Below are 24,862 nucleotides of genomic sequence, written 5' to 3' on the forward strand. Positions count from 1 at the left end.
TGATCCCGCGCGACTTCAACTCAGTTTCGGCACGCCACCCGGCAGTTTGTCTCGGTCCACGACAGCCGCCCGCAAACTGCGGCCGATACGGTGCGCCAAGGCCGACCAAGCATCGGCCTGCTGCGGCGTCAACTCGGCCCTGAGGGTCTTGTCAAACAGCGCCAGCCAGCTTTCGAACATGCCCGGACGCACATTGCCTGCGTTGACATGGGCACTGACCGGGCTGCCCTCATAGCTGCGTTCGTGCAGGATCGTATTGGCCCAGAAATCGGCCACCTTGGCCTCATGCGACGGCCAGTCATCGACATGCACGGCGAAAATCGGTCCCAACCCCGGGTGCTGGCGAATGGCCTCGTAGAACGCGGCGACAACCCGCTCGATTTCCGGGCGGGTCACATCAAATCGTGGGGGCAAAACCGGTGCCATGCTTTTCTATTGGCGCAGGACGGCACGGCATGCAATGGCGTTGTCGCGTGGGGTGGATGACAGGCGGCGCCGCTGCGCTATGTTAGGCGAAAGGAGCCAAATGCGCGCAACAGGGGAGATCGGCAATGGAGAGCCTGGCTGGAGATCTGCGGGAAATGCAGCGAACACCGCTGCATGATAATCACGTCGAGGCGCTTAAAAAGGCGGGCGAAATCAAGACCTTTTCCGCGGGTACAATCGTGGGTGAAATCGGCGAACCGATGGACCATTTCATCTATGTGCTCGAGGGAGAGATCGTCGTGCTCGACGCGATGACCCGCAAACCCTACCTGCCGCATTCCCTTGGTCCGACGCAGTTCATGGGTGACATTTCGTTCCTGAACGGTGGGACGTTCAAGCTGCCGATGCAGGCATCGCAAGAGACACGGGTCATTTGTGTGCCCCGCAAGGTGATGCTCGAGTTGATGGCGAAAGTCCCGGAGATGAGCGATATCGTCATCACCGTTTTTGCCGCGCGCCATCGCCGTCAGGTCGAGGACCGCGACAGTGGCATCACCCTGATTGGCGCCGAAAGTGATCGCAACATCCGCCGCATCGCCTCCTTTGCGTCGCGTAACCGCATCCCCGTGCGGATGCTTGAGTTGCAGACCGAAGAGGCCGAGGTAGAGGCCAAGGAATGTGCCATCGCGCTCAACCGGCCCGCTGTGATCTTCGGCAAGCATGATGTGATCGAGGACCCGACACCGGCCAGCATTGCCGAAAGGCTGGGCATGGGATTGGAGGTCTGTCGGGATGAGGTTCTGGACGTCCTGATTGTCGGTGGCGGCCCTGCCGGTGTTGCGGCGGCGGTTTATGCCGGCGCCGAAGGCTTGAGCGCGCTGGTGATCGAGGACACGGCCATCGGCGGGCAGGCTGGCACCTCAAGTCGGATCGAGAACTACATGGGCTTTCCCACAGGTATATCCGGGGGTGACCTGGTCTGGCGCGGTGAGGTGCAGGCGATGAAATTCGGCACCCGTTTCGCCATGCCCCTGCGCGTGGTCTCCCTGGAAAAGCGTGAGGATGGGCTTTTCTGCGCGACGCTGGATGACGAGACAGAGCTTTGCGCCAAGGCAATCGTCGTCGCGACCGGTGTGCAGTACCGCCGGCTGCCGATCAACCGGCTCGAGGCGCTGGAAGGCGCGGGGGTCTATTACGCCGCCACCGAGACCGAGGCGCGGTATTGTCGCGACAGCGAGGTCTTTGTCGTCGGCGGTGGCAATTCCGCGGGGCAGGCGGCGATGTATCTCTGTCGCAGCGCGCGACATGTGCATGTACTGATCCGCGGTAACTCGCTTGCCGCGTCGATGTCGGATTACCTGTCGAGCCGCCTCGATGCGGACCCATCTGTCACTGTGCATTTCGGCGCGCAAGTGTTTGAGCTGCACGGGGGTGACACGCTCGAAGCAATCACCGTGACCGGCCCCGATGGCCCGCGCAAATGCGAGACAAGCGGCCTTTTTATCATGGCGGGTGCCGCGCCTAATACCGGTTGGCTGTCCGACCTGATCGCGTTGGACGACAAGGGGTTCGTCAAGACCGGCGATGCCGTCGGTCAAAGCTCGCCCTTTGCCACTTCCGAGCCAGGCATTTTCGCGGTGGGCGATGTGCGCGCCGGATCGGTCAAGCGCGTGGCCTCTGCCGTGGGCGAAGGATCGGTGGTGATTTCAAGGGTCTGGGAACATGTGAACGCCTGAGGCGTCATTCGTCGTAAAGCCGCTTTTCGTCGTTATGCCTGAGCCGTGCGGCCAGGTCGGCAATGTCCTCGGTCAACTCGCCATGGGCCATCAACGCCTCGGCATAGGTCGGCAGGGCATCGACCGGCAATTGCGCATCCGGATGCCAGAGCCGTGAGCGGATGATCGACTTGCCGCAATGATAAAACGCCTCTTCGACCCGTACGATCACGGCGAAGTCGGGAACGCGCCCCTTGATCGCGCATTGCTCCCGCACGGCCATATCCTCGACCACAACGGCGCTGCCATTCACGCGCACCACCTCGTTGCGGTTCGGCACCAGGAAAACCAGCCCCACGCGCCCCGTCTCCATGATGTTGCGAAACCCGTCGTAGCGGTGATTGCCGGGCCGGTCGGGGATGGCCAATGTCTTGGGGTCCAGCACTTTGACAAACCCCGCCGGGTCGCCCTTGGGCGAGATATCCATGTTGCCCGCCCTGTCCACCGTGGCCATCGTCAGGAAGGTCGAATGTTCGATCCAGATGCGGCAGAGATCGTCAATGTGGTCGATGAATTTCTGTGTCTGGCTCTCGTAGGGCTGACGTTGATTTGCATAGACCTGCTCGATCGAGGTCAGCACATCCTTGGGCTCGTACATGGGTGTTCTTTCCTGTTGTCACGCCAAGCCTAGCAGATCAACGCGCCCTACGTCTTGTGCCTGTGTTCTCGGGTGCCTATAAGGCCCACGATGACATGGGATTTGGCGATCATTATTCGAATTATATGCCCGGCGCTCTGAGACGATCGAGCCGCCGGGACAAGGCGTATGTGAGACCCCGCGCCGCCCCCACAATCCCCAAGTTACCCGCATATGAAGGACGCCACCAATGTGCGCCGAGACACCTGACTACAAAGACACCCTGAACCTGCCCAAGACGGATTTTCCGATGCGCGCGGGCCTGCCCAAGCGCGAGCCGGAATGGCTGGAGCGGTGGAACAATCTGCGCATCTATACCCGTCTGCGCGACAAGGCCGCCGCCGAGGGGAACCGCACGCCCTTCACCCTGCATGATGGTCCGCCCTACGCCAACGGGCACCTGCATATCGGCCACGCGCTCAACAAGATCCTCAAGGATATGGTTGTCCGCTCGCAACAGATGATGGGTCGCGACGCGCGGTATATCCCCGGCTGGGACTGCCATGGTTTGCCGATCGAATGGAAGATCGAGGAGCAGTACCGCAAGAAGGGCCGCAACAAGGACGAGGTCGATATCGTCGACTTCCGCCAGGAATGCCGCAAGTTTGCCGAGGGCTGGATCGACATCCAGCGCGACGAATTCAAGCGACTTGGTGTGACCGGGAAATGGTCCAAGCCCTACCTGACGATGGATTTCCGCTCTGAGCGGATCATCGCGGAAGAGTTCCAGAAATTCCTGATGAACGGGACGCTCTATCAGGGGTCCAAACCGGTCATGTGGTCGCCCATCGAACAAACCGCGCTGGCCGAGGCCGAGGTGGAGTATCACGACAAGGAAAGCTTTACGATCTGGGTGAAGTTTCGTGTTGAGGTGCTTGCCGAAGAGGAATTCTTTGTTTCTGGTTTGCCTGACCATGTAGTCGAGGCTTTGGCAGATGGGGTATCAGCTTCGGATGTAGATAAAGCCTCGCAAGAACTATATGTGAAAGCCAAAGAGCTGGAAAACGCCCACGTCGTCATCTGGACCACGACCCCCTGGACCATCCCGTCCAACAAGGCCGTGGTCTATGGCGAGAACTTCTCTTACGGGCTCTACGAAGTCACCGGCACACCCGACGAATGCTGGGCGTCGGTGGGCGACCGTTTCATCCTCGCCGATAAGCTCGCTGGAGACGTGCTGGGCCGTGCGCGGCTGACCGAAGACCAGTGGACGCGCGTTCGCGATGTGACGGCTGCGGAACTCTCAAGCCTCTCGCTGCAACACCCGCTGGCGGGCGCCGAGGGCGGCAATGGCGAGTGGGACGACCTGCGCGACTTCCGCGCTGCCGAGTTTGTGACCGATGAGGAAGGCACCGGGTTTGTTCACTGTGCGCCCAGCCACGGGATGGAGGAATACGAGCTCTACCGTGATCTGGGCATGCTTGATCAGGTCATCACCTATAACGTGCTGGACGATGGCTCTTTCCGGCCTGACCTCCCGTTCTTCGGTGGCACATACATCCTTAGCCGCAAGGGCGGGGAGGGCGACGCCAACAAGGCCGTGATCGACAAACTGGTCGAGGTTGGCGGCCTTCTGGCGCGTGGAAAGATCAAGCACAGTTATCCGCATAGCTGGCGGTCCAAGGCACCGGTGATCTATCGCAACACACCGCAGTGGTTCGCCGCGATCGACAAACCGGTGGGCGACGGGCAGGATACCCATGGCACGACCATCCGTGAACGCGCCCTGACCGAAATCGACAACGTGACCTGGACGCCGAAGACCGGACGCAACCGGCTCTATGCGATGATGGAGGCGCGGCCCGACTGGGTGCTCAGCCGCCAGCGCGCCTGGGGTGTGCCGCTCACCTGCTTCGTCAAGGCGGGGGCGCTCCCGACCGATCCGAATTTCCTGCTGCGCGACGAGACAGTCAATGCGCGCATCCTTGAGGCGTTCGAAGCCGAGGGTGCCGATGCCTGGTACAAAGACGGCGCCAAGGAGCGGTTCCTCGGCAATGATTACGCCCATGATGAATGGGAAAAGGTCGATGACATCCTTGATGTGTGGTTCGATAGCGGCTCCACCCATGCCTTCGTGTTGCGCGACCGCGAGGACGGCTCCGAGGATGGGCTTGCCGATCTCTACCTCGAAGGCACGGATCAACACCGCGGGTGGTTCCACTCGTCGCTTCTGCAAAGCTGTGGCACCCAAGGTTGTGCGCCCTATCGCGGGGTGCTGACCCACGGTTTCACGCTGGACGAGAAGGGCAACAAGATGTCCAAATCGCTCGGCAACACGATCGTGCCGGACGAGGTCGTCAAACAATATGGTGCCGATATCCTGCGCCTCTGGGTGGCGCAGGTGGATTATACCGGGGATCAGCGGATCGGGCCGGAAATCCTCAAAGGGACCGCCGACAGTTACCGCCGTCTGCGCAACACCATGCGCTTCATGCTGGGTGCCTTGGCGCATTTCGACGAGGCTGATCGGGTGGACCCCGCGGATATGCCGGAGCTGGAACGCTGGGTGTTGCACCGGATGGCCGAGTTGGATCACAAGGTGCGTACCGGCTATGCCGCCTATGATTTCCAAGGCGTTTTCCAGGCGCTCTTTAACTTCGCCACGGTCGAACTTAGTGCGTTCTACTTCGATATCCGCAAGGACGTGCTTTATTGCGATGGGGATACACCGCGTCGCCGCGCCGCGCGCACGGTGCTGGACCTCCTGTTCCACCGCCTGACCACCTGGCTGGCGCCGGTGCTGGTCTTCACGATGGAAGAGGTCTGGCTCGAACGGTTCCCGGGCGAGGAAAGCTCGGTCCATCTGACGGATATCCCCGCCACCCCCGCCGACTGGCTGGACGAACCGCTCGCCGCGAAATGGGCGCAGGTGCGCCAGGCCCGGCGGGTGGTCACCGCCGCACTTGAAGTGCAACGGACGGATAAAGTGATCGGTGCCTCACTTGAGGCCGCCCCGGTTGTCCATGTCCGCGACGCCGAGATGTTGAGCGTACTGAAATCGGTGAATTTCGAGGACATCTGCATCACCTCCGACATCTCGCTCAACGGCGATCCCAGCCCGGCCGAGGCGTTTCGCCTGCCGGAAGTGGATGGTGTCACGGTTGTCTTCGAGAAGGCCGAGGGCGAGAAATGCCAACGCTGCTGGAAAATCCTGCCCGATGTCGGCAATCACGCGCATCCCGGCACCTGCGGACGCTGCAACGAGGCGCTTGGGTAAGGCGCGGGCCAGCGATATCAGATCAACGGGCGGGGCGGTTGCGCCCCGTCTTGCTTTTCAAACACCCCCCTGCTGCTTGACACCCGGTCCGATGCTGCTCATGTAGCGCCCCAGACCCTGACACCCGGAGGCGCCACATGGCCGCGGAAGAAAAAGAGAAGAACTCGATCATCGAGACCATCAAGACGATTGTCTATGCGTTGCTGATCGCGGGCATCTTCCGGACAGTTTTCTTTCAACCCTTCTGGATCCCGTCCGGGTCAATGAAAGACACATTGCTGATCGGGGATTTCCTCTTCGTCAACAAGATGGCCTATGGCTATTCCTATGCGTCGTGCCCCTCGATCCGCATTCAACGTCTGGGCATCGACATTGATGCGGCGGATATCTGCGGTTTCCTCGACGGAGACAACACCCGCATCCTGGGGTCCGAGCCGGAACGGGGCGACATCATCGTCTTTCGCCACCCCGTGACGGGGACGGATTTCATCAAGCGGGTGGTTGGCCTGCCCGGTGACACGATCCAGATGAAAAACGCGGTGCTGCATATCAACGGATCGCCGGTCAAACTCGAAGATGCAGGCGTGTTTGAAGAGGTGTTCGGCCCGCAAGGACCGCTGCGCAATCGCCCGCGTTGTGAAAACGGCGTGGTGGGCGAGGGTGCGATCTGCAAAAAGTCGCGCCAGACCGAAACACTGCCCAATGGCCGCTCACACAGCATCCTGAACATCGCGCAGCAGCGCCATGACAATACCGGTGTCTATACCGTGCCGCCGGGGCATTACTTCTTCATGGGCGACAACCGCGATAACTCGACCGACTCGCGCGTGCCTCCCGCGGCCGCTGGTGTGGGCTATGTGCCGTTTGAAAACCTGATCGGTCGGGCGGATCGCGTCATGTTCTCCTCCGCGGGCCGGTCGATGCTGTTCTTCTGGACCTGGCGCGGGGATCGCTTCTTCAAGGGGCTGGATTGAAGCTCGGGGCCGAGTTGAAGGCGCTTGAGGCGCGGTTGGGTCACCAGTTTTCCGACCCCGAACTTTTGGTGCGCGCGGTCACGCATTCCTCCATGTCGTCGCCCACCCGCGAGGATAATCAGCGGCTGGAGTTTCTTGGTGACCGGGTGTTGGGCCTGGTGATGGCGCAAGCCGTGCTGGAGCATGACAGGTCCGCATCCGAGGGTCAGCTTGCGCCGCGGTTCAATGCGCTCGTGCGCAAGGAAACCTGCGCCGATGTAGCCCGTGCGGTCGATATCGGGGCGGTCCTGAAACTGGGCCGGTCCGAGATGGTGTCGGGCGGACGCCGCAAGCAGGCGCTTCTGGGCGACGCGATGGAGGCGGTGATTGCCGCGGTCTATCTAGATGCGGGATTTGACGCGGCGCAAGCCATGATCCTGCGGCTTTGGGGAGATCGCATCCGCACCGTCAAGGCAGATGCCCGGGACGCCAAGACGGCATTGCAGGAATGGGCGCAGGCACGCGGGCTTCAACCCCCGCGCTATGTCGAAACCGACCGGTCCGGCCCTGACCATGCGCCCCAATTCACCATTGAGGCGCAACTGGATGGCCAAGACCCCGAAGCTGCCACTGCCGGGTCCAAGCGCCTCGCGGAGCAGGCGGCGGCCAAGGCGCTCTTGGCGCGGGTGGAGCAACAATAACGGCGCGATCGGCCTGAGATCTTTGCAGGGAATCGCCGTTTTGCGGGACGGCCTTAGGTCCCGGCGCAGGCATCATCCGCAAAAGGGCCGCCCAGAGAGAATCCGGCACCATCGAAGGTCATCCCGCCCCGGTAACCATCCTCCTTGAAGACCTGTCTTTTTTGGAACTCACGCGAAACTCGCGCGTTAAAGCACTGAAAAATGCAGATTTCGAGGTTTGAAATGGAAAATTTGGAATCCGTGGCTGAAGACGCCACAAACTGGATGTCGTCGATGTGGACGACCGACCTTTTTGACGGCAAATCAATGGCCGATATGCTGACGCTGGAGGCGATTTTGAGCCTCGCGGGCAACATCATCGGTGCAATTGTCATAATTCTCCTGGGTTTCACGATCTCGGGCATTCTGAAACGGCGCATCCAGCGTCTTGCCGAAAAGCATGCACGGCTTGATGATACGCTCTTCAACTTCCTGTCCAACCTTGCAGGCTATGGCGTTCTGGCCTTCACCGCGCTCTTTGTGCTGAACACGTTCGGGGTGCAGACCACTTCCATCGTTGCGGTGATTGGTGCCGCGGGACTGGCCGTCGGTCTGGCGCTGCAAGGTACGTTGTCGAATATCGCCGCGGGTGTGATGATCATCCTGTTCCGTCCGCTGAAAATCGGCGATTTTGTCGAAATTGATGGTGTCATGGGTACCGTGAAGGATATTGCGCTGAACTACACCGAGCTTGCCGATATGGGCAATGTGAAGGTTATCGTGCCGAATTCCGAGGTCTGGGGGAACACGATCCACAATTATTCGGTCTACTCGACCCGCCGGGCCGAATGGACATTCGGCGTGGGGTATGGCGTCAATCTTGGCAAGGCCGAAGAAGTGATCCGCGAGACGATCATGGCGGATGACCGTTCGCATACCGACCCCGAGCCGTTTATCCAGGTCAACAACCTGGGCAGCAGCAGCGTGGATTTCCTCGTGCGGGTGTGGTGCGATTCTTCGGAATACTTCCAGTATCAGGCCGATATGAAGCGCAAGGTGAAAGAGGCGCTTGACCAGGCCGACATCGACATTCCCTTCCCGACGCGGACACTGGTGCATGACACACCTGCGGTCAGGTTGGTGGCGGATGACGACGAACCAAACCTGGTCGCGGCGGAGTAGGCGCGGCGCTTGGAACAATACCGCCCACCTGGGCGTTACCCCAACAATGCAACCGTAAACACGGAGAAAAACAATGGAATATGCTGGCATAGGTGGATTTTTGGTCTTGGTCCTGAATGTATGGGCGATCGTGTCGATCATCGGATCTGGTGCGTCGACCGGCGGCAAAGTCCTGTGGACGCTGCTCGTTCTGGTCCTGCCCGTCATTGGCTTCATCGTTTGGCTTCTCGCAGGGCCGAAATCCGCCAAGAGCGTCGCCTGAGACCAAAATGCAATGATGAGGAAAAGCGCGTAGCCGGGGGCTGCGCGCTTTTTCTTTGCCGCTAACCTTTATCGGGTGGTGTGCCCGGTATGCGTCAACCGAGGCTCTCTGCACGGCAAGTGGTACCGACGTAGACAGGTTGCCGTAGCGTCAGTGGGAACCTTGAGCATGAGTGTGCGTTTGCTTCTCAGCGGCCAGCTTGACCAATTCCTGGCCGCTGCTAGGGGTTGCAGCCATAAAGATGTCCCAACATTGGTGAGACCCTCCGCATCCCAAGCGTCCCAGGGATGCTGTACCCCCACCAGTTCACTGGCGGGGGTACGTCGTTCTGTGCAATCATTTGTGGTTTTGTGCTCAGGCGGATTCTGTCGGTTCTTCCGAGAGGTTAAGCATCACCAGTGCGATCACGAGGATGGGGATAGCGATAATCCCGCCGACCGGACCCCAGAGCCACAACCAGAACAGCAGCGAGACAAAAACCAGCAGCGGGTTGACCGAAATGTGTTTGCCGATCGTGCTTGGCGTGACCAGTTGGGATTCGATGATGTTGAGCGTGAGGAAGATCAGCATCGGCACCACCACCATCGCCCCGCTGAACGCCACGAGCCCCGCGAGCAGGAGGCCAAGGCTCAGCACAAGTGGCCCCAGGTACAGCACGAAATTGAGCAGGGTTGCAGCCACGCCCCAGACAAACGGTGCGGGCAGACCGATCAGCCATAGAAGCAAGGCAAGCGTGACCCCAAGGCCCAGGTTGATGATCGAGATGGTCAGCACGTAGCGCGATACCATCTTTTCGGCGCAGCGGACGCGGCTTATGAAGTGCCCTTCTTCTTGATCGCCCTCCAGAAACCGGGAAATCCAGTCGTAGATGCCCTGTCGGGTGAGCAGAAAAAAGAAGAGCGACCCCGCGAAGATCAGGAAATGTGCCACAAGAACCGGCGCCAGGAAAAGCGCATCGGTGACCGTGGGCATCGCGGTTTCGTCTGTGGCGGCTGGTGCGGCTTCGCTCTCATTGACCGCGCCTAGGACTTCTTCGACCTCCTTGTTGACCTCATCCAGACCCTGGATGATGCCGCGAAACTCGGCGATCAGGTTGCTGATCTCCCATTTGAGCTTTGGCAACTCGTCCACGATGCGCCAGATGAGCGGTTCCGCCGCCAGCGCCAGGCCCGCGATGGAGATGACCCCGATGGCCAGTACCGAGATCGCGGCAAGGGCCACAGGCAGGCCGGCACGCTGCAACAGATCGGTGAAGGGGCCGAGTATGACCCCCGTGACGAGGGCGAGGATCAGCGGCGCGAAGACGTCCTGCCCCAGTTTCAGGGCTATGAAGGTCAGGATTGTGGCCATGAGAAAAATGGCGACCCGAACTGCGGGATCAATCATCACTTGGCGATCGGACATGGAATTCAGCCTCTTTTGTCGGGTCTGTCGGTTTGGGCTTGGTGCACGGCGGGAAGGTGGGCCTTAAAGCAGCGGGCGGATAATCGGCTCGCGGGTGGGGCTAAGCTGCGCGATGTCGCAAAGGCGGTCGTAATTGATCACCTCAAGTCGGCCATTGGACCAGTTGGCCACCGACTGATCGCGTAGTTTTCGTAACGTCTTGTTGGTGTGAACCAGCGACAGGCCCAGGGCGTCCGCAAGATCCTGTTGCCGGAAAGGCAGCGGAATGAACGCGCCCTTTTTCAGATCGAGCGCATCGCAGCGGTCGTTCAACCGAACGAAGGCGCGCGCCACCCGTTCGATCCCACTCATCTGGCCCAGGATCGCCAGGCTTTCGCCCAACAAGTGCTCTTCAACCGCGGCGAGCCATGTCAGATCGAAGGCGCGTTCCGGATGGCTTTCAAAGAGGTGCCAGAGTGACTTTCTGTCGAACACGCACAAAAGCATGTCGGTGCTGGCCTCGACGGTATGCTGCATCTCTTGCATGACACCCGCCTGCAGCCCAAGAAAATCGCCGGGCAGGATGAAGTTGATCACTTGGCGGTCGCCGTCTTCGAGGGTTTTGTAACGCAGGCCCATCCCCTCCAGCACGGTAAAGAGCTGCGGGCTGTTCGAGCCTTCCATCATCAGCGTCGTGCCAGCCTCGACCCGCAATTCGCCGGCCTTGAACTCCTGCATGAACCGGACTTCATCGGTCGTCATCTTGTCGAACAACGTCTTCTTCCGCAGTGGACAGTGCTTGCATTTCACTGGCATTTTCGCCCCCTCGCATATGTCATAGTTTAATGCGCGGGCTCGGGTTTTGTTCCATGTTGTCCAAAAGAATTGGACAAATCCTATGGATTCGAGCCTGAAACCGCCCCTTGATTCAGTGACCAGAATGAACGGCCACCCTGTTTTCCTGCTATTGGAAAGTAACCCGATTATCGCGGCGGACATGGTGGGTACGCTCAAGGCCTGCTGCGATTGTCATGTGGTGCATGTCGTCACGAGTGACGAGATGGCGGAGGCGCTCTCTTGGATACCCGCCCTGACGGCGGCGTTCCTCGAGATGAGCTTTCCCAAACTTGATGGAAGTGAACTGCATGTGGCCCTGAACCAGAGCGGTGCCAGGATCGTCCTGACGCAAGGAGAGATGCACGAGGACGAGGTGCGCCAACGAGGTTGGCACATGCTGGTCAGGCCGTTTTCCGATGAAATGGTGCGCGATATACTCAAAAAAATGCAGCTCCCGCTGGCGTGACGGGAGCTGGTGGTTTGGCAAATTCGTAAGTGCGGTTACGGCGACCGTGCGGAACGGCCCGCCTGCAACCCCATCGCAAACCCTTCGGCCATCTGCAGAAAAGGCTCGCGTGGCGTGTTGGCAGCTTCCTGGCCTTGGCTGCGCCCGCTGCTGAATTCATAACTGTCCGTGGTGGTGTGCTTTCGACCCTTCAGCCCAACGGCCAGAAGGATGAACCCGAACGCACAATAGAGCGCCCCGATGACGGTTGCGGCGAAAAGCGCGCTTTCAACGCTGACCAGAAGCAGCCAGAGGGCAAGGGTCAGAAACCCGGTGCCGACAAGCGCGAAGAAACCGCCTAGCGTCGAGAAAAGGGCCGCACGTGCGGTGGCACGCGCGGTATCCTTGACGTCGTTTGCGATCCGCTGCAGCATTTACTTACGCCCGCTGAGAAAGCCCAGGAGGAAGCCCACACCAACGGCAATCCCGACGGCGGTGGCCGGTTGGTTGCGCACTGCATCGCCGGTGCGATTGGCGATCTCTTCGGCTTTGCCTTGCATCTCCTGCAGGCGTTTTTCGCTGCTTGTCTTGAGATGCGCGACCTTTTCCGAGGCGTCATTGACCACCGCATCACGGCGAGCCGATCCCATTTCGACCAGTGTCTTGGAAATCGTTGCAATATCGTCCTTCAGCGCGTCGATCTGAGCCGACAATTGTTCGGTTTCCGAGGCGCTTGCTTTCGTCGCGGATTTTGACTGTGCCATTTGAAACTCCTTTCATTTGGTTCAAATCCCCAACGTCCCTTCGCCAGCAGTTGTTCCAAAGAACCGAAAATTTCTTTTTTCACTGCTTTTGGAACCGAACGGCGACCGGGGCGTTGATCTGCCAGCAAACGACATGAAAGGAAAACGAAATGCTTAGTTGGGCACTTACATTCTTGGTTGTCGCCATCATCGCGGCTGTTTTCGGATTTGGCGGCATCGCATCCGCATCTGCCGGGATCGCGCAGATCCTGTTTTTCATCTTCATCGTACTCTTCGTGCTGGCGATGGTGATGCGGGCGCTCAAGGGCCGAACACCCTGACCCTGGCGAACGACCACGGCAAACAAAATTTGCGCTCCCTTGGAGCGCATTTTTTCATCCACTTAACGCAGAGGACGAAATGCAAGACATGCTACAAGCACAGATGCAACGAACCGAGACCGACACCGGCGTCCGTAACACCAAGGCCGTAGCGGAGGGATTGACCAATATACTGGCCGATACCTATCGCCTTGTGTTCAAGACGCATGCGTATCACTGGAACGTAACCGGACCGATGTTCTATTCGATCCACAAGCTGACCGAAGAGCACTACGAGGACATGTTCAAGGCGGCCGACACCCTCGCCGAACGTATTCGCGCCCTGGGAGAGATCGCACCGATGACCCTGTCGACCGTGACCGGCAATTCGGTCATCGGCGATAAAGGTGGCCACCTCACCGCGCGGCAGATGGTGGTTGACCTGGCGGACGATCACGAACGGATCGCGCACCGGCTTCATGATTTGATCGAAATGGCCGGTGAGCAACGCGACCCGGTGACCGAAGATCTGGCAACGGCGCGTGCGGCCTTCCATGAAGAGGCCACGTGGATGCTACGGGCCATCGCGGCTGAATAGCGCGATCTGCCAGCACAACAAAAAACCCCCGTCCGGGATCACCGGGCGGGGGTTTTCGTTTGCGTTGTTCAGGTTTCGATTTCTTCCGAACTGGCGAAGAACATGGCTTGGCTGACTGCCGATTGCACCTGATCTTCTGTGTAGGGCTTGGTGATCAGGAAGGCGGGTTCGGGCCGTTCGCCGGTCAGCAGGCGTTCAGGGAAAGCGGTGATGAAAACCACCGGCACTTCGCCCATTTCGGAGAAGATGTGATTGACCGCGTCAATCCCCGACGATTTGTCCGCCAACTGAATGTCCGCAAGGATCATGTCCGGCGGCTGCTTGCGCGCCAGATCGACCGCGGCATCGCGGGTGCGGGCAATGCCGGTCACCTCGTGGCCCATCTCTTCGACGATCCCCGAGATGTCCATGGCGATGATGGCCTCGTCTTCGATGACCATGATGCGCCCATGGATGTGTTGCTGCATCTCTTTGCGCGCGATGTCGAGAAGTTCGCCCGCTTCGGCTTCATCTATTTCCATGATCTGCGCGACCTGGGGCACGGTGAAGCGTTCAATACTGTGCAAAAGCAAGGCTTCGCGGGTATTGTCGGTCAATTCCGAAAGCAGCTTTTGCGCCCGCGCTTCTTTTTCGGACATGTCCGTCGGGCCGGCGATCTGCGCACCGGAGGATTTCCAGATGGAATTGAAGGCTTTGAACAGCGCCTCCTTAACCGGCATCCCGGTCGAGATCACATCGGTGTCCTCAAGGATCGCTTCGAGTGTGGCCAATGCGTAGGTGTCACCGCTGCTTTGGCTACCGGTCAGCGCACGCGCATAGCGGCGCAGATAGGGCAGTTCCGCACTGATCGCGGATGACAGATCGCCCTGGTTTTGCATGTCGTTCATCTCGTCCCCTCAAAAAAATTCCGATGTTTCGGAACCTAACGCCTTGAGCCGGAGTTGGGTTCCAAGCAGATAGTGTGTTAAGTGACCATTTTAGTGTGACAGAGCCGCGAGTGCGATGACAAAAAAACGCAGGAATCCCCAAGTGGACCAACAAATCGACGAAAATCTCCGCCGCGTCTACTCGGAAGCGGCAAATGAACCCGTGCCGGACCGGTTTACGCAACTGCTTGACCAGCTGCGGCAGCAGGAGAAGTCGAAGACCGCCGATCAGGACGGATCGGACTCGTGACAGCGCATTCCGATCCCAAAGAGGAACTGGTCGAACACCTGCCGGCCATGCGGGCCTTTGCGCTCAGCCTGACGCGGAACGCTGCGACCGCGGATGACCTCGTGCAGGAAACGGTCGTCAAGGCGTGGGGTAATCTCGACAAGTTCCAGGAAGGGACAAACCTGCGGGCCTGGCTCTTCACGATCCTGCGGAACACCTTCTATTCGCTGCACCGCAAGCGCCGTCGCGAGGTCGAGGACCCCGAAGGCGTCATGGCCGATTCGCTTTCCGAGAAGCCGCATCATGATGGTCGTCTGGCGATGAACGACTTCCGCGAGGCGTTTGCCCAACTGACCGATGAACAGCGCGAGGCACTGGTTTTGGTCGGCGCCGAGGGGTTTTCGTATGAAGACGCCGCAGAGATGTGCGGTTGTGCCATCGGTACGATCAAAAGTCGCACGAACCGGGCGCGAAAGCGGCTGGCGGAGCTGATGCACCTCAACGACGAAGAAGACCTGGAATTGACGGATCCCGCAACGCTTGCGGTTGTGACGGGGCAGCCTGCTGCATGAACGGGTCCGAGCGGCGCGGCGGCAGCGCAAGATCTCGTCTTGCACTGCAATTGATCGCCGTTTTGTCCGTTGCAGTGCTCCCGCTTGGCCTGATCTCGATTTACCAGACGTCCAAGGTACTCGAAGAATCCCGCGCCTTGTCCGAAATCGCACTTCTGGACCGGACGCGCCGGGCCGCCTCAGAGGAGCGGGAACTGATCCAATCCGCCTTCGGGGCGGTCGAGGCGATCAGTGCCGCCGCCCGGGTATTCCAGGGACAGTTGGAAGGCTGCGACAAGGTCCTGGAGCAGTTGATCGAAGTGGATCCGCGCTACACCTTTGCCGGCTTCGTCGATCTCGACGGTCAGATGACGTGTTCCTCGACCCGCGAACGCATCGACATGAGCGCCTCGCCGTTTTTCCACAACCTTGTCACGCTGCCCGAGCGCAGGGTGGATGCCCACCCGCTGGCGGCGCTGGATGGCCGCATCGCATTGAATGTCAGTGTGCCGGTAACAAATGACACCGGCACTATGGGCTATGTCTGGATTTCGATCCCCTTCAAGCTGGCCAACGCGCTGCTGCGCGAGGGGGAAGATGCGAGTGATCTTATCGTCTTCAACAACGAGGGGGACATCCTTGCTTCCGAAGGGTTTCAGGATGACCGCCGCGCCATTCTGCCCCAGGATCGTTCATTGGAAGAGCTGTCGCAGGACAGTCGTCAGACGTTCCGGGGCATCAACCGCCGCGGCGAGGTGCGTGATTTTGCGGTTGTGCCGATTGTCGATGAAACCGTCTTTGTGCTGGGAAGTTGGGAGCCGCGCAACCAACGCTCCTTGACCGGGCGGGGGGAATCCGCGGCGCTGTACTTTCCGCTGCTCATGTGGATTGCGGCCATGGCCGTGGCGTATTTCGGTGTGAACCGGCTGGTTGTCAGGCATGTGCACCGCCTGCGGCACTGGATGCGGCTCTATGCCGGTGGCAAGACCGACTTCGACGCCGAAAAACTCGAAAATGCGCCCGAGGAGTTGGAAATCGTCGCGGAGGCGTTCCGGTCGATGACCCACAAGCTCGCCCAACAGGACCGGTTGCTCAAGGAAGATCTCGAGGAAAAGACGACCCTGCTGCGCGAGGTGCACCACCGCGTCAAAAACAATCTGCAGCTCATTTCCAGCATCATGAACATCCAGATCCGCAATACCGGAAGCGATGAGGCCAAACATCTCCTCCGGCGGGTGCAGGATCGCGTGATGGCGCTCTCGGCCATTCACCGTTACCTCTATCTTTCGCGCAAATTGTCGATGGTGCGGGCAGATCAGTTGCTCGACGACATCATCAAGCAGCTTGTGGTGGTCGGAAGCATCGACGAGCCCGAAAACCGGGTGCGTATTTCCACCGATCTGAGCCCTGTCGAGATCACACCGGATCAATCCGTTCCCCTGACCTTGCTCGCGACCGAGGCAGCGATCAACGCGGTCAAATACTGCAGCGCAGCGCCGGGGAGCGATCCCTGGATCAACATCGTGCTGCGCGATCTCGGGGAAAATCGCGTCGGCCTCAGCATCGTCAATTCGCATGACCCGGAAAGGTCATTCGAAGATCAGGACGATGCAAAAGGCTCTGGTCTCGGCTCGCGTCTGATCGATTCTTTCGTGTCGCAACTGGATGGGTCGATGGAGGTAAACCGCCTGCCGGACCGCTACGAGCTTCACCTGGCCTTCACCCGGCTTGAAGAAGACGCCGACGAAGAGTTCGCGGTGCAATAATCCGCCCCGGTTCGAAATTTTTTGGAACCCATAGCCGCACGAGGCGTTTCTATTCCACAACAAGGCAAATGGAGTGTGAATATGACACGTCTCAAAACAGTTACTCTGTCACTTGTCGCCATCATGGGTCTGACAGCATGTGAAACAGTCGAAGGCGCAGGGCGCGATATCTCGAGCGCCGGTGAAGCCATCAGCGAAGCCGCTGAAGAGTAATTCGACCAGCTCTGACCGATGCCCGCGGGGGCCGGACCTCTGTTCAGGAGGGAACCGGCTGAACACCGCACCGGGCTAATGTTCCGAACAACTTATGAAATCCGAATTCGGGGATCTGATGATCGCACGGCATCCCAAGGCTTTTTTCGCGGTATGCGTTGACGAGTGGCCTTGACGAAAGAAGGAGATGAAACATGAAACTGATGCAAACCACCGCACTTGTCGTCGCGTCCGTCGCCGCAACAACCGCCTGGGCTGCGCAGGACGTGAGCCTCAATGACGTTGAAGTCCGCGCGGAACTGAGCGACTTTTCTGACAGCAACGCCCTGAAATACTGGCCCAATCTGGAGGCTGACCTGCAACGTGCGATCGTAGACCGTGTCGAGTTGTCAGGGGCCGCCGAAGATCCGCGGATCGAGGTTGAGATCAGCAAGATCAGCGTCGATGGTGATACTTTCCTGCCCGACAGCGGTGAGTTCAACGAGCTCGAAGGTGTCGTCAAGTTCTACGAAGGCGATTCCGCCGTATCGGTTCAGGGGAAAGCCACGTCGGACCAGAACCTGCCCGATTCAAGCTACCCCCTGCGCCTGAGCGCCCGCAGCCCCGAAGGCAATCCGCCGGAAGGCTGGGTAATGGTGCCGCCGTCGCAGGATGATTTCTACAACGTGATGGTCGAAGCCTTCGCCGATGAGATCGTCGAAGACATCGAACAGCAATAATCCGTTGTCGAAGACATGCGAAAAGATGCGTCGGGCGATGTCCCGGCGCATTTTTTGTGTTTGAGTTTCGAGTGCCGTTTCACGAAGATGAGAGGCACCAATTTCCATCACCCTCGGCAGACCAAGTGAGCGGCCCTGAGACATGAACCTGGCAATTTCCATCCTGTTCTGGCTTTTGACCGCCGCGGTACTATTCACGACGCTCGCCCCGATGACCGGTAGCGTCCAGTGGTGGATCCGCGGCTGGGATTTTCCAAGGGTGCACATCACTGTCCTGGCCCTTGCAACGGCGGTGGTGGGCCTCTGGTTATTCACGCCCACCGCGTTGTTCTTCAGCGCCGCGATGCTTGCCTGCGCCGCCTATCAGCTCACGTGGATTTACCCCTACACGCCGCTTTCGCACAAGGAAATCGCTTATGAAGAGGACGTCGCGGCAGACACGACCGTGTCGCTTCTATCGGTGAATGTCCTCAAGGAGAACGAAGATCACCACTCCTTGCTGGACCTGATCGACCGCGAAGATCCCGATGTGCTGCTGCTGATGGAGGTGGACAGCGTCTGGGAAGCGGCATTGGCCGAGCAACTGGACCGCTACCCGACGGTCGTACGCCATCCGAAGTCTGACCACTACGGGATGGTTTTCGCCACGCGGCTCAAGGCTCACGACGCCAAAACCGTGTTCCTCAGCGAGGACGATACGCCGACCCTCCTGGCGGATCTTGGCGGGCCGACGGGCCGGTTTTTCTTCGTGGGGTTACACCCGCAACCGCCGGTACCCGGGACCGATACCGAAGCGCGGGACAAACAGATCAAGAAAGCGGCGCTTCTGGCCGATCGGACGGTGCTGCCGGTCGTGGCGATGGGGGATTTCAACGATGTCGCCTGGTCGTGGAGTTCCGCGCGGTTCAAGGAATACGGTGATTTCCGCGACCCGCGGGCCGGACGCGGTATTCTGCCCAGTTTCGACGCGACATCCTGGCTGATGCGCTTCCCTATAGATCAGCTTTACCTTACCGATGGCCTGGGCCTTGTGTCTTTCGAAAGGCTCGAAGATATCGGTTCGGACCACTATCCGATGAAAGCGGTCATCACGGTCAAACCGGCCAAATGAGGCCCTACGCGCGATCTTCGACCGACGGACCGGGCACGCGAATTGCCTTTATAGCAACCCGCAAAGGGCGGAACGGTACGCCATGACAAAACAGCAAATTCACCGGCTTCGGCCCGGCGACGAGAGATGGTTCGAGGGAATGCTCGATCTGTTCGCCGCCGCATTCGAAGATAACCAAAGCTACACGGCCGCCCGGCCCGGTCGCAGGTATCGGACCGATCTTCTGAACCGCAGGGACGTGATCGCGCTTGTCGCAATTGAGGGTGAAGAGGTGGCCGGTGCAGCGGTGGCCTATGAGCTACCAAAGCTGGAGCAGGAGCGGTCGGAGATGTACCTCTACGATCTGGCCGTAGCCTTGCCCTACCGCCGCCAAGGCGTTGCGACCGCCCTCATCGAAACGTTGCGAAAGATCGCGCGGGAGCAGGGTGCCTGGGTCTTATTCGTCCAGGCTGATTACGGTGACGATCCCGCCGTCGCGCTCTACACGAAGCTGGGACAGCGAGAGGATGTCATGCATTTTGACATCCCGATCGACTAAGGCGGCGTCTGCTTCGGCAGAACATGGTAAGGTTCAAAGCCGGTTGCCGCAGTTCTTGGCATAGGTTGCAAACCTGCCCACGCGTGAAGGCTGCGTCGAGCGCACCCTTACCGTTCTTCCCAGGCAAAGGCGTCCCCCTGCGCCTTAACGCGACCGATGGAGGGCAGGGCGAAGTGGCTGCCGAGCACAGTTCTGCCGGTCTCGGCGGCAGTTTCCAGCAATTGGCGACGAGACACTGCCGCCTGCGCACCGTCGGCGTCGAACTTGAAATGCCATTCCGGGTGATAGCACTGCGCCGTGGAATGCAGCGCGTCGCCGGTGATGATCGCTTCGCACCCGTCGCTTTGCACCAGGACCGAGACATGCCCCGGCGTGTGGCCCGGTGTCGGTATCAGTGTGACGTGATCGCCCAGCATATGGCCCGCCTGGACCAGTTCGGCCTGTCCTGCGGCGACCACTGGCAGGACGCTTTCGGTATACATCGCCCCATCATGTCCGCGCAGCATCTCTTCATCCGCCGAGGGCATCAGGTACCGCGCCTTGGGAAATGTCGGCACCCACCGCCCGTCGATCAGTTGCGTGTTCCATCCGATGTGATCCGTGTGCAGATGGGTGCAGAGCACATAATCAACATCCGTCGGCGCCACCCCGGCGGCGGTCAATGCGGCCATAAACCGGTTGTCGGACCGTTGATGCCAATCGGGCATCCGGGGCACCGTTTTGTCATTGCCCACGCAGCTATCGACCAGGATAACATGCGACGGTGTCTTGAGCAGGAAACCCTGCACCGGCAGGATCAGGCGACCGGTTTCGGGACAGGTGCCGCCTGGGACATGTTTTTCAACGATGTCGCGCACATCGGGACCGGCGGTGGGATAGAGCTCTTCCGGCGTCAGAAACGGCGCGTGGATTTCCAGAATCCGCCAAACCTCGACCTCTCCGATACGACATAGCATGGTGTGGCTCCTCTGCTTGCACTGCGGTTCTGCCGCGACCCTGACCGACAGCGCGGCGGTTGTCGACCGCTTCGACGAAGGTTACCGCGCGCCCAGCGATGCGCCACCATCCAGCACGATATTTTCCATGGTGATATGCCGCGCCTTCTCCGACAGGAGAAAGAGCACCAGGTCGGCCACATCTTCCGGCATTGCCAATCGCCCAAGCGGGATGCCGAGCCGCCAGTTTTCGGGATCGCCCTTTACCACCTGTTCAAACCCGTTCTTGTCGGATTGATAACTGCGTTGCATCTCGGTGTCGGTCGAACCGGGTGACACGATGTTGCAACGGATGCCGTGGGCGGCGAGTTCCAGCCCAAGGCATTTCATCGCCTGCTCTACCCCGGCTTTGGACGCAGGATAGATGCCGAGGCCCACGCGCGGAGTCGTTCCCGAATTCGAGCCGATGGTGACGATCGAACCCGCGCCGTGACCCACCATCTGACGCGCGACCAGTTGTGTGAAAAGCATCGTTGCGGTGAGGTTGATGTCGATGATCTCACGCAGGACCGCCTCGGACGCATCGAGCAGGCTGCCGGGGTTGAGGACGCCCGCCGCGTTGACCAGATACCGGACGGGTTCGGCTTGGTCGTCCGACAGCGCGGCTTTCGCGGCTTCGGTGTCGCGGATGTCCAGAGCCGAAACAATGACCCGCTCCGGGCTCACGTCCGCCTCGGCCACAAGGGTTTCCAGCTTGCTGCGATCGCGTCCAATCGCCTGCACTGTGGCGCCCGCCGACAGCAACCCGAGCGCGATTGCCCGGCCAATTCCCTGTCCGGCGCCTGTCACCACCGCGCGGCCCGTCAACTCCAGTTTCATCAAACGCTCCTCCGCCCCGTTTCCGGGGGATCAAGCGGCGGCGCCGGGCGAATTGTCAAGGTTGATGGGCGCAGCCCTCGGGTACAAGAAGCTCGAAAAGCGGCCTGTTCTCACAGACCAGCGCGTCGAGCGACACCCCATCCAGCCGCGCATAGAATGCTTCGGCCGCATCGGCAATGGCATGACGCAGACGGCAGGCATCGACCAGCGGACAGGTGTTATCGACATCGGCAAAACATTCGGCCAGCGGCGCGTCGGCTTCGAGGACACGAAAAATCTCACCGATGGTTATCTGGGTCATGTTTCGCGCCAGCCGGATGCCGCCGTTCCGGCCCCGATGGGTTTCTAGATACCCCAGTTGCCCCAACTGGTTGATGACCTGCGCCAGGTGACTTTCGGATGTGTTGCAGCGCGCGGCGATTTCGGACTTGGTGACCAACCGATCCCGATTGACCCCGCAGAACATCAGGACGCGCATGGCAATATTGGTTCGTTTGGTTATCCGCATGACCGGTCCGGCACATCCAGTGGCTTGATCTCGCGCCATCCTGCCTGCAAAAAGGCGGCACCCCCTTGATCGAGATCAAGAGACAGAAAGATAACAAAAACACCGCATTCATATTTCTTTGGCTATGGCAGCCTGGTGAATCGCAAGACCCACGGGTTCGAGGGGGCCGAGGTGGCCTTGCTCGACGGGTGGCGGCGGATCTGGCGCTATACGACGCTGCGCGAGGTGGCATACCTGACCGTCGTACCGGACCCGGATTGCCGGATCGACGGGCTGATCGCGCCGGTCCCGGATCAGGATTGGGAGGCGCTGGATTACCGCGAACGCGCCTATGCCCGTGTGCCTGCCGCGCATCAGGTGACGCATGGCTTGGCACATGCGCCGCAGATCGCGGTCTATGCCATTCCTGCGGGACAGCATGAGGCCCCCACGCAAACCCATTCGCTGCTCCTGAGCTATATCGACGTGGTGGTGCAGGGCTACCTGACGGAATTCGGCACGGGCGGGGTGGAGCGGTTCTTTGCGACTACCCATGGCTGGGACGCGCCGATCATCGACGACCGCAGCGCACCGCGATACCCGCGTCATTGCACGCTTGGCCCGGATGAGATTGCCCTGGTGGACGACCATCTTGCCCGCCTGAACGTGTCGATCCTTCCGCCTGACGAAGGTCCGAACCCGACCGCCTGGCGGGAGTGACAGGCTGCACCCTTCGCGATGCTTCGCCCAAAAGCCTCGGAGAGCCCTGGGCAAAAAAAGACCCCGGGCGATGCCGGGGCCAGTCCAACAGGGAGGTACATATGATTGCCCGCATATGCGACGGGTGTTGGTCTGATCCTAGAGGAGGGACGGCGGAGCAGACATTGATCTTGGTCAAGGCGCAGGCATTTAGGCCAGCAGGCGGTAACCGCCGGATTCGGTGACCAGAAGACGCGCGTTCGAGGGATCGGGCTCGATCTTCTGGCGCAGGCGGTAGATATGGGTCTCCAGCGTGTGGGTCGTGACCCCCGCGTTATAGCCCCAGACCTCGTGCAGCAGCACATCGCGCGGCACCACGCCCTCGGTCGAGCGGTAGAGGAACTTGAGGATGTTGGTCTCTTTCTCGGTCAGGCGTACCTTCTTGTCGTCCTGCGTCTCCAGCATTTTCATCGCCGGTTTGAACGTATACGGCCCAAGCTGGAAAACCGCGTCTTCGGATTGCTCATGCTGGCGCAGTTGTGCGCGAACACGGGCCAGAAGAACCGGGAATTTGAAGGGTTTGGTGACGTAATCATTGGCCCCCGCATCGAGGCCCAGGATCGTATCGGCATCACCGTCATGGCCGGTCAGCATCATGATCGGGGATTTCACGCCCTGCTTGCGCATCAGCCGGCAAAGCTCGCGGCCATCGGTATCGGGAAGGCCCACGTCCAGGATGACCAGGTCGTAAATGGCATCCTTGGCCTTGGTCATCGCCTCTGATCCGCTTGCGGCCTCGAAGACGTCGAAATCCTCGGTCATGACCAATTGCTCGCTCAGCGCCTCGCGCAGATCATCATCGTCGTCGACCAGCAAAATCTTTTTCAATTGTCCCATAGGAAAATTCCCTGCGTTGTTTCACCGAAGATGCGGTAGGCGGTGGCCGTCGACAAGGTGTGCTACAGTCTTTTCACGGCCACGTGTTGGGCTGCGAGCGAATGTTTCAATCCGTTTCAAAAGCCTGTACATCTGACGGTGAAATCCAAGAGGAAGCGCCTGCCGATGAGTCTGGCTCCCGACATAACAGAAATCCTGGCCCGCGCCCGTGCGGACTTGCGCATGGGGGTGCCGGTGGTTCTGATGGATCACGCTGGTGCTGCACTTGTGCTGGCGGCCGAAACGCTGGATGCGCAGCGTCTTGCGGATGTGCGGGCTTTGGGCGATGGCTCGGTCCTCGCGATCACCGCGCGCCGGGCCGAGACGCTCAAGGCACGCGCCTATGACGGCGATCTGGCCCGTGTCGAACTGCCGCCCGATGCGACGCTTGCCTGGGTGCTGGGCGTGGCCGATCCGGCGGATGATCTCAAGACGCCGATGAAAGGCCCGCTGATCTCGCAACGCGATGGCGCGGCGGAGTTGCATCGCGTGGCCCTGCGCCTGACCAAGGCCGCGCGACTCCTGCCCGCCGCATTGGTCTTGCCGCTTTCCGATGCGTCCGGATTTGCCGCGCGCAACGGGCTGACCTTGGTGGATGTGGCGGAGGCAGCGCCGCTGCTGGCGGCGTCGAGTGCGCTCAACCCGGTGGTGAGCGCCCGGTTGCCGCTTGAGGTGAGCGAGGCGGGGCGGCTTCATATCTTCCGCCCCGAGGATGGCGGCGAAGAGCATTATGCCGTCGAGATCGGCAAGCCCATGCGCGACCGGCCTGTTCTGGCGCGGCTGCATTCGGCCTGTTTTACCGGCGACCTGATGGGCAGTCTGAAATGCGATTGCGGCCCGCAACTGCGCGGCGCGCTGGCGCAGATGGGGGCAGAGGGCGAAGGCGTGCTCTTGTACCTCAACCAGGAGGGCCGCGGGATTGGCCTCGCCAACAAGATGCGCGCCTATTCCTTGCAGGATCAGGGGTTCGACACGGTTGACGCCAATCACCGACTGGGCTTCGAGGATGACGAACGCGATTTCCGCATCGGCGCGGACATTCTCAGGTCTATGGGCTTTGCCGAGGTGCGCCTGCTGACCAACAACCCGTCAAAGATCGAGATGATGCAGGCCAACGGTGTCGCTGTCACCGAACGCGTCCCCCTGCAGGTAGGCGAGAACGCCCATAACCGGGCCTATTTGGCGACCAAGGCAAAGAAATCGGGGCACTTGCTGTAGATCGAGAGCGGCTTGTAGACAGATGGCGGCGCGCGCGGGTAATCTATGGCCGCTTAGCGGACCAACCGGACATCCGATAACGAGCCGCGCGATTGCCAGACCGCGGGATGGCGATCGACCGTTGTGAGGCGCACTTTATCTTTGCCAACTCTAAAAAACCTCAATTCGGAGCGCAGCCTCTCCCAATCGCCAGCCCG

At 60.1% G+C, this 24,862-nt stretch carries 29 protein-coding genes; 18 read left to right on the forward strand and 11 right to left on the reverse strand.

From position 1 onward, the window contains the following. Nucleotides 1-15: 15 nt before the first annotated feature. Nucleotides 16-426 (reverse strand): group III truncated hemoglobin, encoded by a 411-nt coding sequence (locus tag RBB29_RS01435; protein ID WP_306113372.1) that lies wholly within the window; start codon nucleotides 424-426, stop codon nucleotides 16-18. A gap of 125 nt (nucleotides 427-551) precedes the next feature. On the opposite strand from RBB29_RS01435, the gene RBB29_RS01440 reads away from it, so the two are divergent. Then, complete coding sequence (locus tag RBB29_RS01440) at nucleotides 552-2,162, forward strand: cyclic nucleotide-binding domain-containing thioredoxin-disulfide reductase (RefSeq protein WP_306113373.1); 1,611 nt, start codon at nucleotides 552-554, stop codon at nucleotides 2,160-2,162. 4 nt (nucleotides 2,163-2,166) lie between these two features. Here the strand turns inward: RBB29_RS01440 and RBB29_RS01445 are convergent, their stop codons facing one another. After that, nucleotides 2,167-2,799 carry an MSMEG_1061 family FMN-dependent PPOX-type flavoprotein gene (locus RBB29_RS01445; protein ID WP_306113374.1) on the reverse strand — a complete coding sequence of 211 codons (633 nt, stop codon included), beginning with the start codon at nucleotides 2,797-2,799 and terminating at the stop codon, nucleotides 2,167-2,169. Nucleotides 2,800-3,028: 229 nt separating this feature from the next. Here RBB29_RS01445 and ileS point away from each other — a divergent pair, with 229 nt between their 5' ends. The 5 genes from ileS (at nucleotide 3,029) to RBB29_RS01470 (ending at nucleotide 9,132) form a co-directional block, all read left to right on the forward strand. After that, nucleotides 3,029-6,055, forward strand: coding sequence for an isoleucine--tRNA ligase (ileS, locus tag RBB29_RS01450; protein WP_306113375.1), 3,027 nt, complete (start codon nucleotides 3,029-3,031; stop codon nucleotides 6,053-6,055). Between the two features lie 137 nt (nucleotides 6,056-6,192). Continuing rightward, on the forward strand, nucleotides 6,193-7,029 hold the full coding sequence (gene lepB / locus RBB29_RS01455) for a signal peptidase I (protein WP_306113376.1): 837 nt from the start codon (nucleotides 6,193-6,195) through the stop codon (nucleotides 7,027-7,029). After that, a complete protein-coding gene (rnc, locus tag RBB29_RS01460; protein ID WP_306113377.1) occupies nucleotides 7,026-7,709 on the forward strand; it encodes a ribonuclease III in 684 nt (227 codons plus the stop codon). The genes lepB and rnc overlap by 4 nt, the downstream gene beginning before the upstream one ends. A 264-nt stretch (nucleotides 7,710-7,973) precedes the next feature. Further along, nucleotides 7,974-8,870, forward strand: a complete 897-nt coding sequence (locus tag RBB29_RS01465; protein ID WP_306113533.1) for a mechanosensitive ion channel family protein — start codon at nucleotides 7,974-7,976, stop codon at nucleotides 8,868-8,870. A 73-nt stretch (nucleotides 8,871-8,943) separates the two neighbouring features. Beyond that, on the forward strand, nucleotides 8,944-9,132 hold the full coding sequence (locus RBB29_RS01470; RefSeq protein ID WP_306113378.1) for a PLDc N-terminal domain-containing protein: 189 nt from the start codon (nucleotides 8,944-8,946) through the stop codon (nucleotides 9,130-9,132). Between the two features lie 354 nt (nucleotides 9,133-9,486). Here the strand turns inward: RBB29_RS01470 and RBB29_RS01475 are convergent, their stop codons facing one another. Together RBB29_RS01475 and RBB29_RS01480 are read right to left on the reverse strand one after the other, a co-directional pair. After that, nucleotides 9,487-10,536 (reverse strand): AI-2E family transporter, encoded by a 1,050-nt coding sequence (locus tag RBB29_RS01475; protein ID WP_306113379.1) that lies wholly within the window; start codon nucleotides 10,534-10,536, stop codon nucleotides 9,487-9,489. Nucleotides 10,537-10,599: 63 nt separating this feature from the next. After that, a complete protein-coding gene (locus RBB29_RS01480) occupies nucleotides 10,600-11,331 on the reverse strand; it encodes a Crp/Fnr family transcriptional regulator (RefSeq protein ID WP_306113380.1) in 732 nt (243 codons plus the stop codon). 82 nt (nucleotides 11,332-11,413) lie between these two features. Here RBB29_RS01480 and RBB29_RS01485 point away from each other — a divergent pair, with 82 nt between their 5' ends. Further along, nucleotides 11,414-11,818 carry a hypothetical protein gene (locus RBB29_RS01485; protein ID WP_306113381.1) on the forward strand — a complete coding sequence of 135 codons (405 nt, stop codon included), beginning with the start codon at nucleotides 11,414-11,416 and terminating at the stop codon, nucleotides 11,816-11,818. Between the two features lie 35 nt (nucleotides 11,819-11,853). Here RBB29_RS01485 and RBB29_RS01490 read toward each other — a convergent pair whose 3' ends face one another. Both RBB29_RS01490 and RBB29_RS01495 read right to left on the reverse strand, forming a co-directional pair. Continuing rightward, nucleotides 11,854-12,231 (reverse strand): phage holin family protein, encoded by a 378-nt coding sequence (locus RBB29_RS01490; RefSeq protein ID WP_306113382.1) that lies wholly within the window; start codon nucleotides 12,229-12,231, stop codon nucleotides 11,854-11,856. Further along, nucleotides 12,232-12,561, reverse strand: a complete 330-nt coding sequence (locus tag RBB29_RS01495) for a YqjD family protein (RefSeq protein ID WP_306113383.1) — start codon at nucleotides 12,559-12,561, stop codon at nucleotides 12,232-12,234. Nucleotides 12,562-12,710: 149 nt separating this feature from the next. Here RBB29_RS01495 and RBB29_RS01500 point away from each other — a divergent pair, with 149 nt between their 5' ends. Continuing rightward, the gene (locus RBB29_RS01500; protein WP_306113384.1) at nucleotides 12,711-12,881 is read left to right on the forward strand and encodes a DUF1328 domain-containing protein; all 171 of its coding nucleotides are present in this window, start codon (nucleotides 12,711-12,713) and stop codon (nucleotides 12,879-12,881) included. A 79-nt stretch (nucleotides 12,882-12,960) separates the two neighbouring features. Continuing rightward, nucleotides 12,961-13,458, forward strand: a complete 498-nt coding sequence (locus RBB29_RS01505; protein ID WP_371931393.1) for a Dps family protein — start codon at nucleotides 12,961-12,963, stop codon at nucleotides 13,456-13,458. A 68-nt stretch (nucleotides 13,459-13,526) separates the two neighbouring features. Here the strand turns inward: RBB29_RS01505 and RBB29_RS01510 are convergent, their stop codons facing one another. Then, nucleotides 13,527-14,345: a response regulator gene (locus RBB29_RS01510; protein ID WP_306113386.1), complete on the reverse strand. Its 819-nt coding sequence runs from the start codon at nucleotides 14,343-14,345 to the stop codon at nucleotides 13,527-13,529. Nucleotides 14,346-14,487: 142 nt separating this feature from the next. On the opposite strand from RBB29_RS01510, the gene RBB29_RS01515 reads away from it, so the two are divergent. From RBB29_RS01515 to RBB29_RS01545, 7 genes are all read left to right on the forward strand, one after another. Then, a complete protein-coding gene (locus RBB29_RS01515) occupies nucleotides 14,488-14,634 on the forward strand; it encodes a NepR family anti-sigma factor (protein ID WP_371931394.1) in 147 nt (48 codons plus the stop codon). Next, a complete protein-coding gene (locus RBB29_RS01520; RefSeq protein ID WP_306113388.1) occupies nucleotides 14,631-15,185 on the forward strand; it encodes an RNA polymerase sigma factor in 555 nt (184 codons plus the stop codon). Before RBB29_RS01515 ends, RBB29_RS01520 begins: the two co-directional genes overlap by 4 nt. Beyond that, nucleotides 15,182-16,930, forward strand: a complete 1,749-nt coding sequence (locus RBB29_RS01525; protein ID WP_306121092.1) for a sensor histidine kinase — start codon at nucleotides 15,182-15,184, stop codon at nucleotides 16,928-16,930. The genes RBB29_RS01520 and RBB29_RS01525 overlap by 4 nt, the downstream gene beginning before the upstream one ends. 81 nt (nucleotides 16,931-17,011) lie before the next feature. After that, nucleotides 17,012-17,143, forward strand: a complete 132-nt coding sequence (locus tag RBB29_RS01530; protein WP_306113390.1) for an entericidin A/B family lipoprotein — start codon at nucleotides 17,012-17,014, stop codon at nucleotides 17,141-17,143. A gap of 194 nt (nucleotides 17,144-17,337) precedes the next feature. Beyond that, complete coding sequence (locus tag RBB29_RS01535; RefSeq protein WP_306113391.1) at nucleotides 17,338-17,862, forward strand: hypothetical protein; 525 nt, start codon at nucleotides 17,338-17,340, stop codon at nucleotides 17,860-17,862. Between the two features lie 142 nt (nucleotides 17,863-18,004). After that, nucleotides 18,005-18,973 (forward strand): endonuclease/exonuclease/phosphatase family protein, encoded by a 969-nt coding sequence (locus RBB29_RS01540; RefSeq protein ID WP_306113392.1) that lies wholly within the window; start codon nucleotides 18,005-18,007, stop codon nucleotides 18,971-18,973. Nucleotides 18,974-19,055: 82 nt separating this feature from the next. Further along, nucleotides 19,056-19,511, forward strand: a complete 456-nt coding sequence (locus RBB29_RS01545; RefSeq protein ID WP_306113393.1) for an AAC(3)-I family aminoglycoside N-acetyltransferase — start codon at nucleotides 19,056-19,058, stop codon at nucleotides 19,509-19,511. Between the two features lie 107 nt (nucleotides 19,512-19,618). On the opposite strand, the gene RBB29_RS01550 is transcribed toward RBB29_RS01545, so the two are convergent. From RBB29_RS01550 to RBB29_RS01560, 3 genes are all read right to left on the reverse strand, one after another. Continuing rightward, nucleotides 19,619-20,467, reverse strand: coding sequence for an MBL fold metallo-hydrolase (locus RBB29_RS01550; RefSeq protein ID WP_306113394.1), 849 nt, complete (start codon nucleotides 20,465-20,467; stop codon nucleotides 19,619-19,621). An 81-nt stretch (nucleotides 20,468-20,548) separates the two neighbouring features. After that, the gene (locus RBB29_RS01555) at nucleotides 20,549-21,325 is read right to left on the reverse strand and encodes an SDR family NAD(P)-dependent oxidoreductase (RefSeq protein ID WP_306113395.1); all 777 of its coding nucleotides are present in this window, start codon (nucleotides 21,323-21,325) and stop codon (nucleotides 20,549-20,551) included. Between the two features lie 55 nt (nucleotides 21,326-21,380). Then, complete coding sequence (locus tag RBB29_RS01560; RefSeq protein WP_306113534.1) at nucleotides 21,381-21,833, reverse strand: Rrf2 family transcriptional regulator; 453 nt, start codon at nucleotides 21,831-21,833, stop codon at nucleotides 21,381-21,383. A 90-nt stretch (nucleotides 21,834-21,923) separates the two neighbouring features. Between RBB29_RS01560 and RBB29_RS01565 the strand changes: the two genes are divergently transcribed. Beyond that, the gene (locus RBB29_RS01565) at nucleotides 21,924-22,532 is read left to right on the forward strand and encodes a gamma-glutamylcyclotransferase family protein (protein ID WP_371931403.1); all 609 of its coding nucleotides are present in this window, start codon (nucleotides 21,924-21,926) and stop codon (nucleotides 22,530-22,532) included. A 189-nt stretch (nucleotides 22,533-22,721) separates the two neighbouring features. Here the strand turns inward: RBB29_RS01565 and RBB29_RS01570 are convergent, their stop codons facing one another. Next, nucleotides 22,722-23,408 carry a response regulator transcription factor gene (locus RBB29_RS01570; RefSeq protein ID WP_306113397.1) on the reverse strand — a complete coding sequence of 229 codons (687 nt, stop codon included), beginning with the start codon at nucleotides 23,406-23,408 and terminating at the stop codon, nucleotides 22,722-22,724. 165 nt (nucleotides 23,409-23,573) lie between these two features. Here RBB29_RS01570 and ribA point away from each other — a divergent pair, with 165 nt between their 5' ends. Continuing rightward, a complete protein-coding gene (gene ribA, locus RBB29_RS01575) occupies nucleotides 23,574-24,665 on the forward strand; it encodes a GTP cyclohydrolase II (RefSeq protein WP_306113398.1) in 1,092 nt (363 codons plus the stop codon). Nucleotides 24,666-24,862 lie beyond the last annotated feature (197 nt).

The organism is Roseovarius sp. MMSF_3359, from assembly GCF_030733385.1.
Classification (GTDB): Bacteria; Pseudomonadota; Alphaproteobacteria; order Rhodobacterales; family Rhodobacteraceae; genus Roseovarius.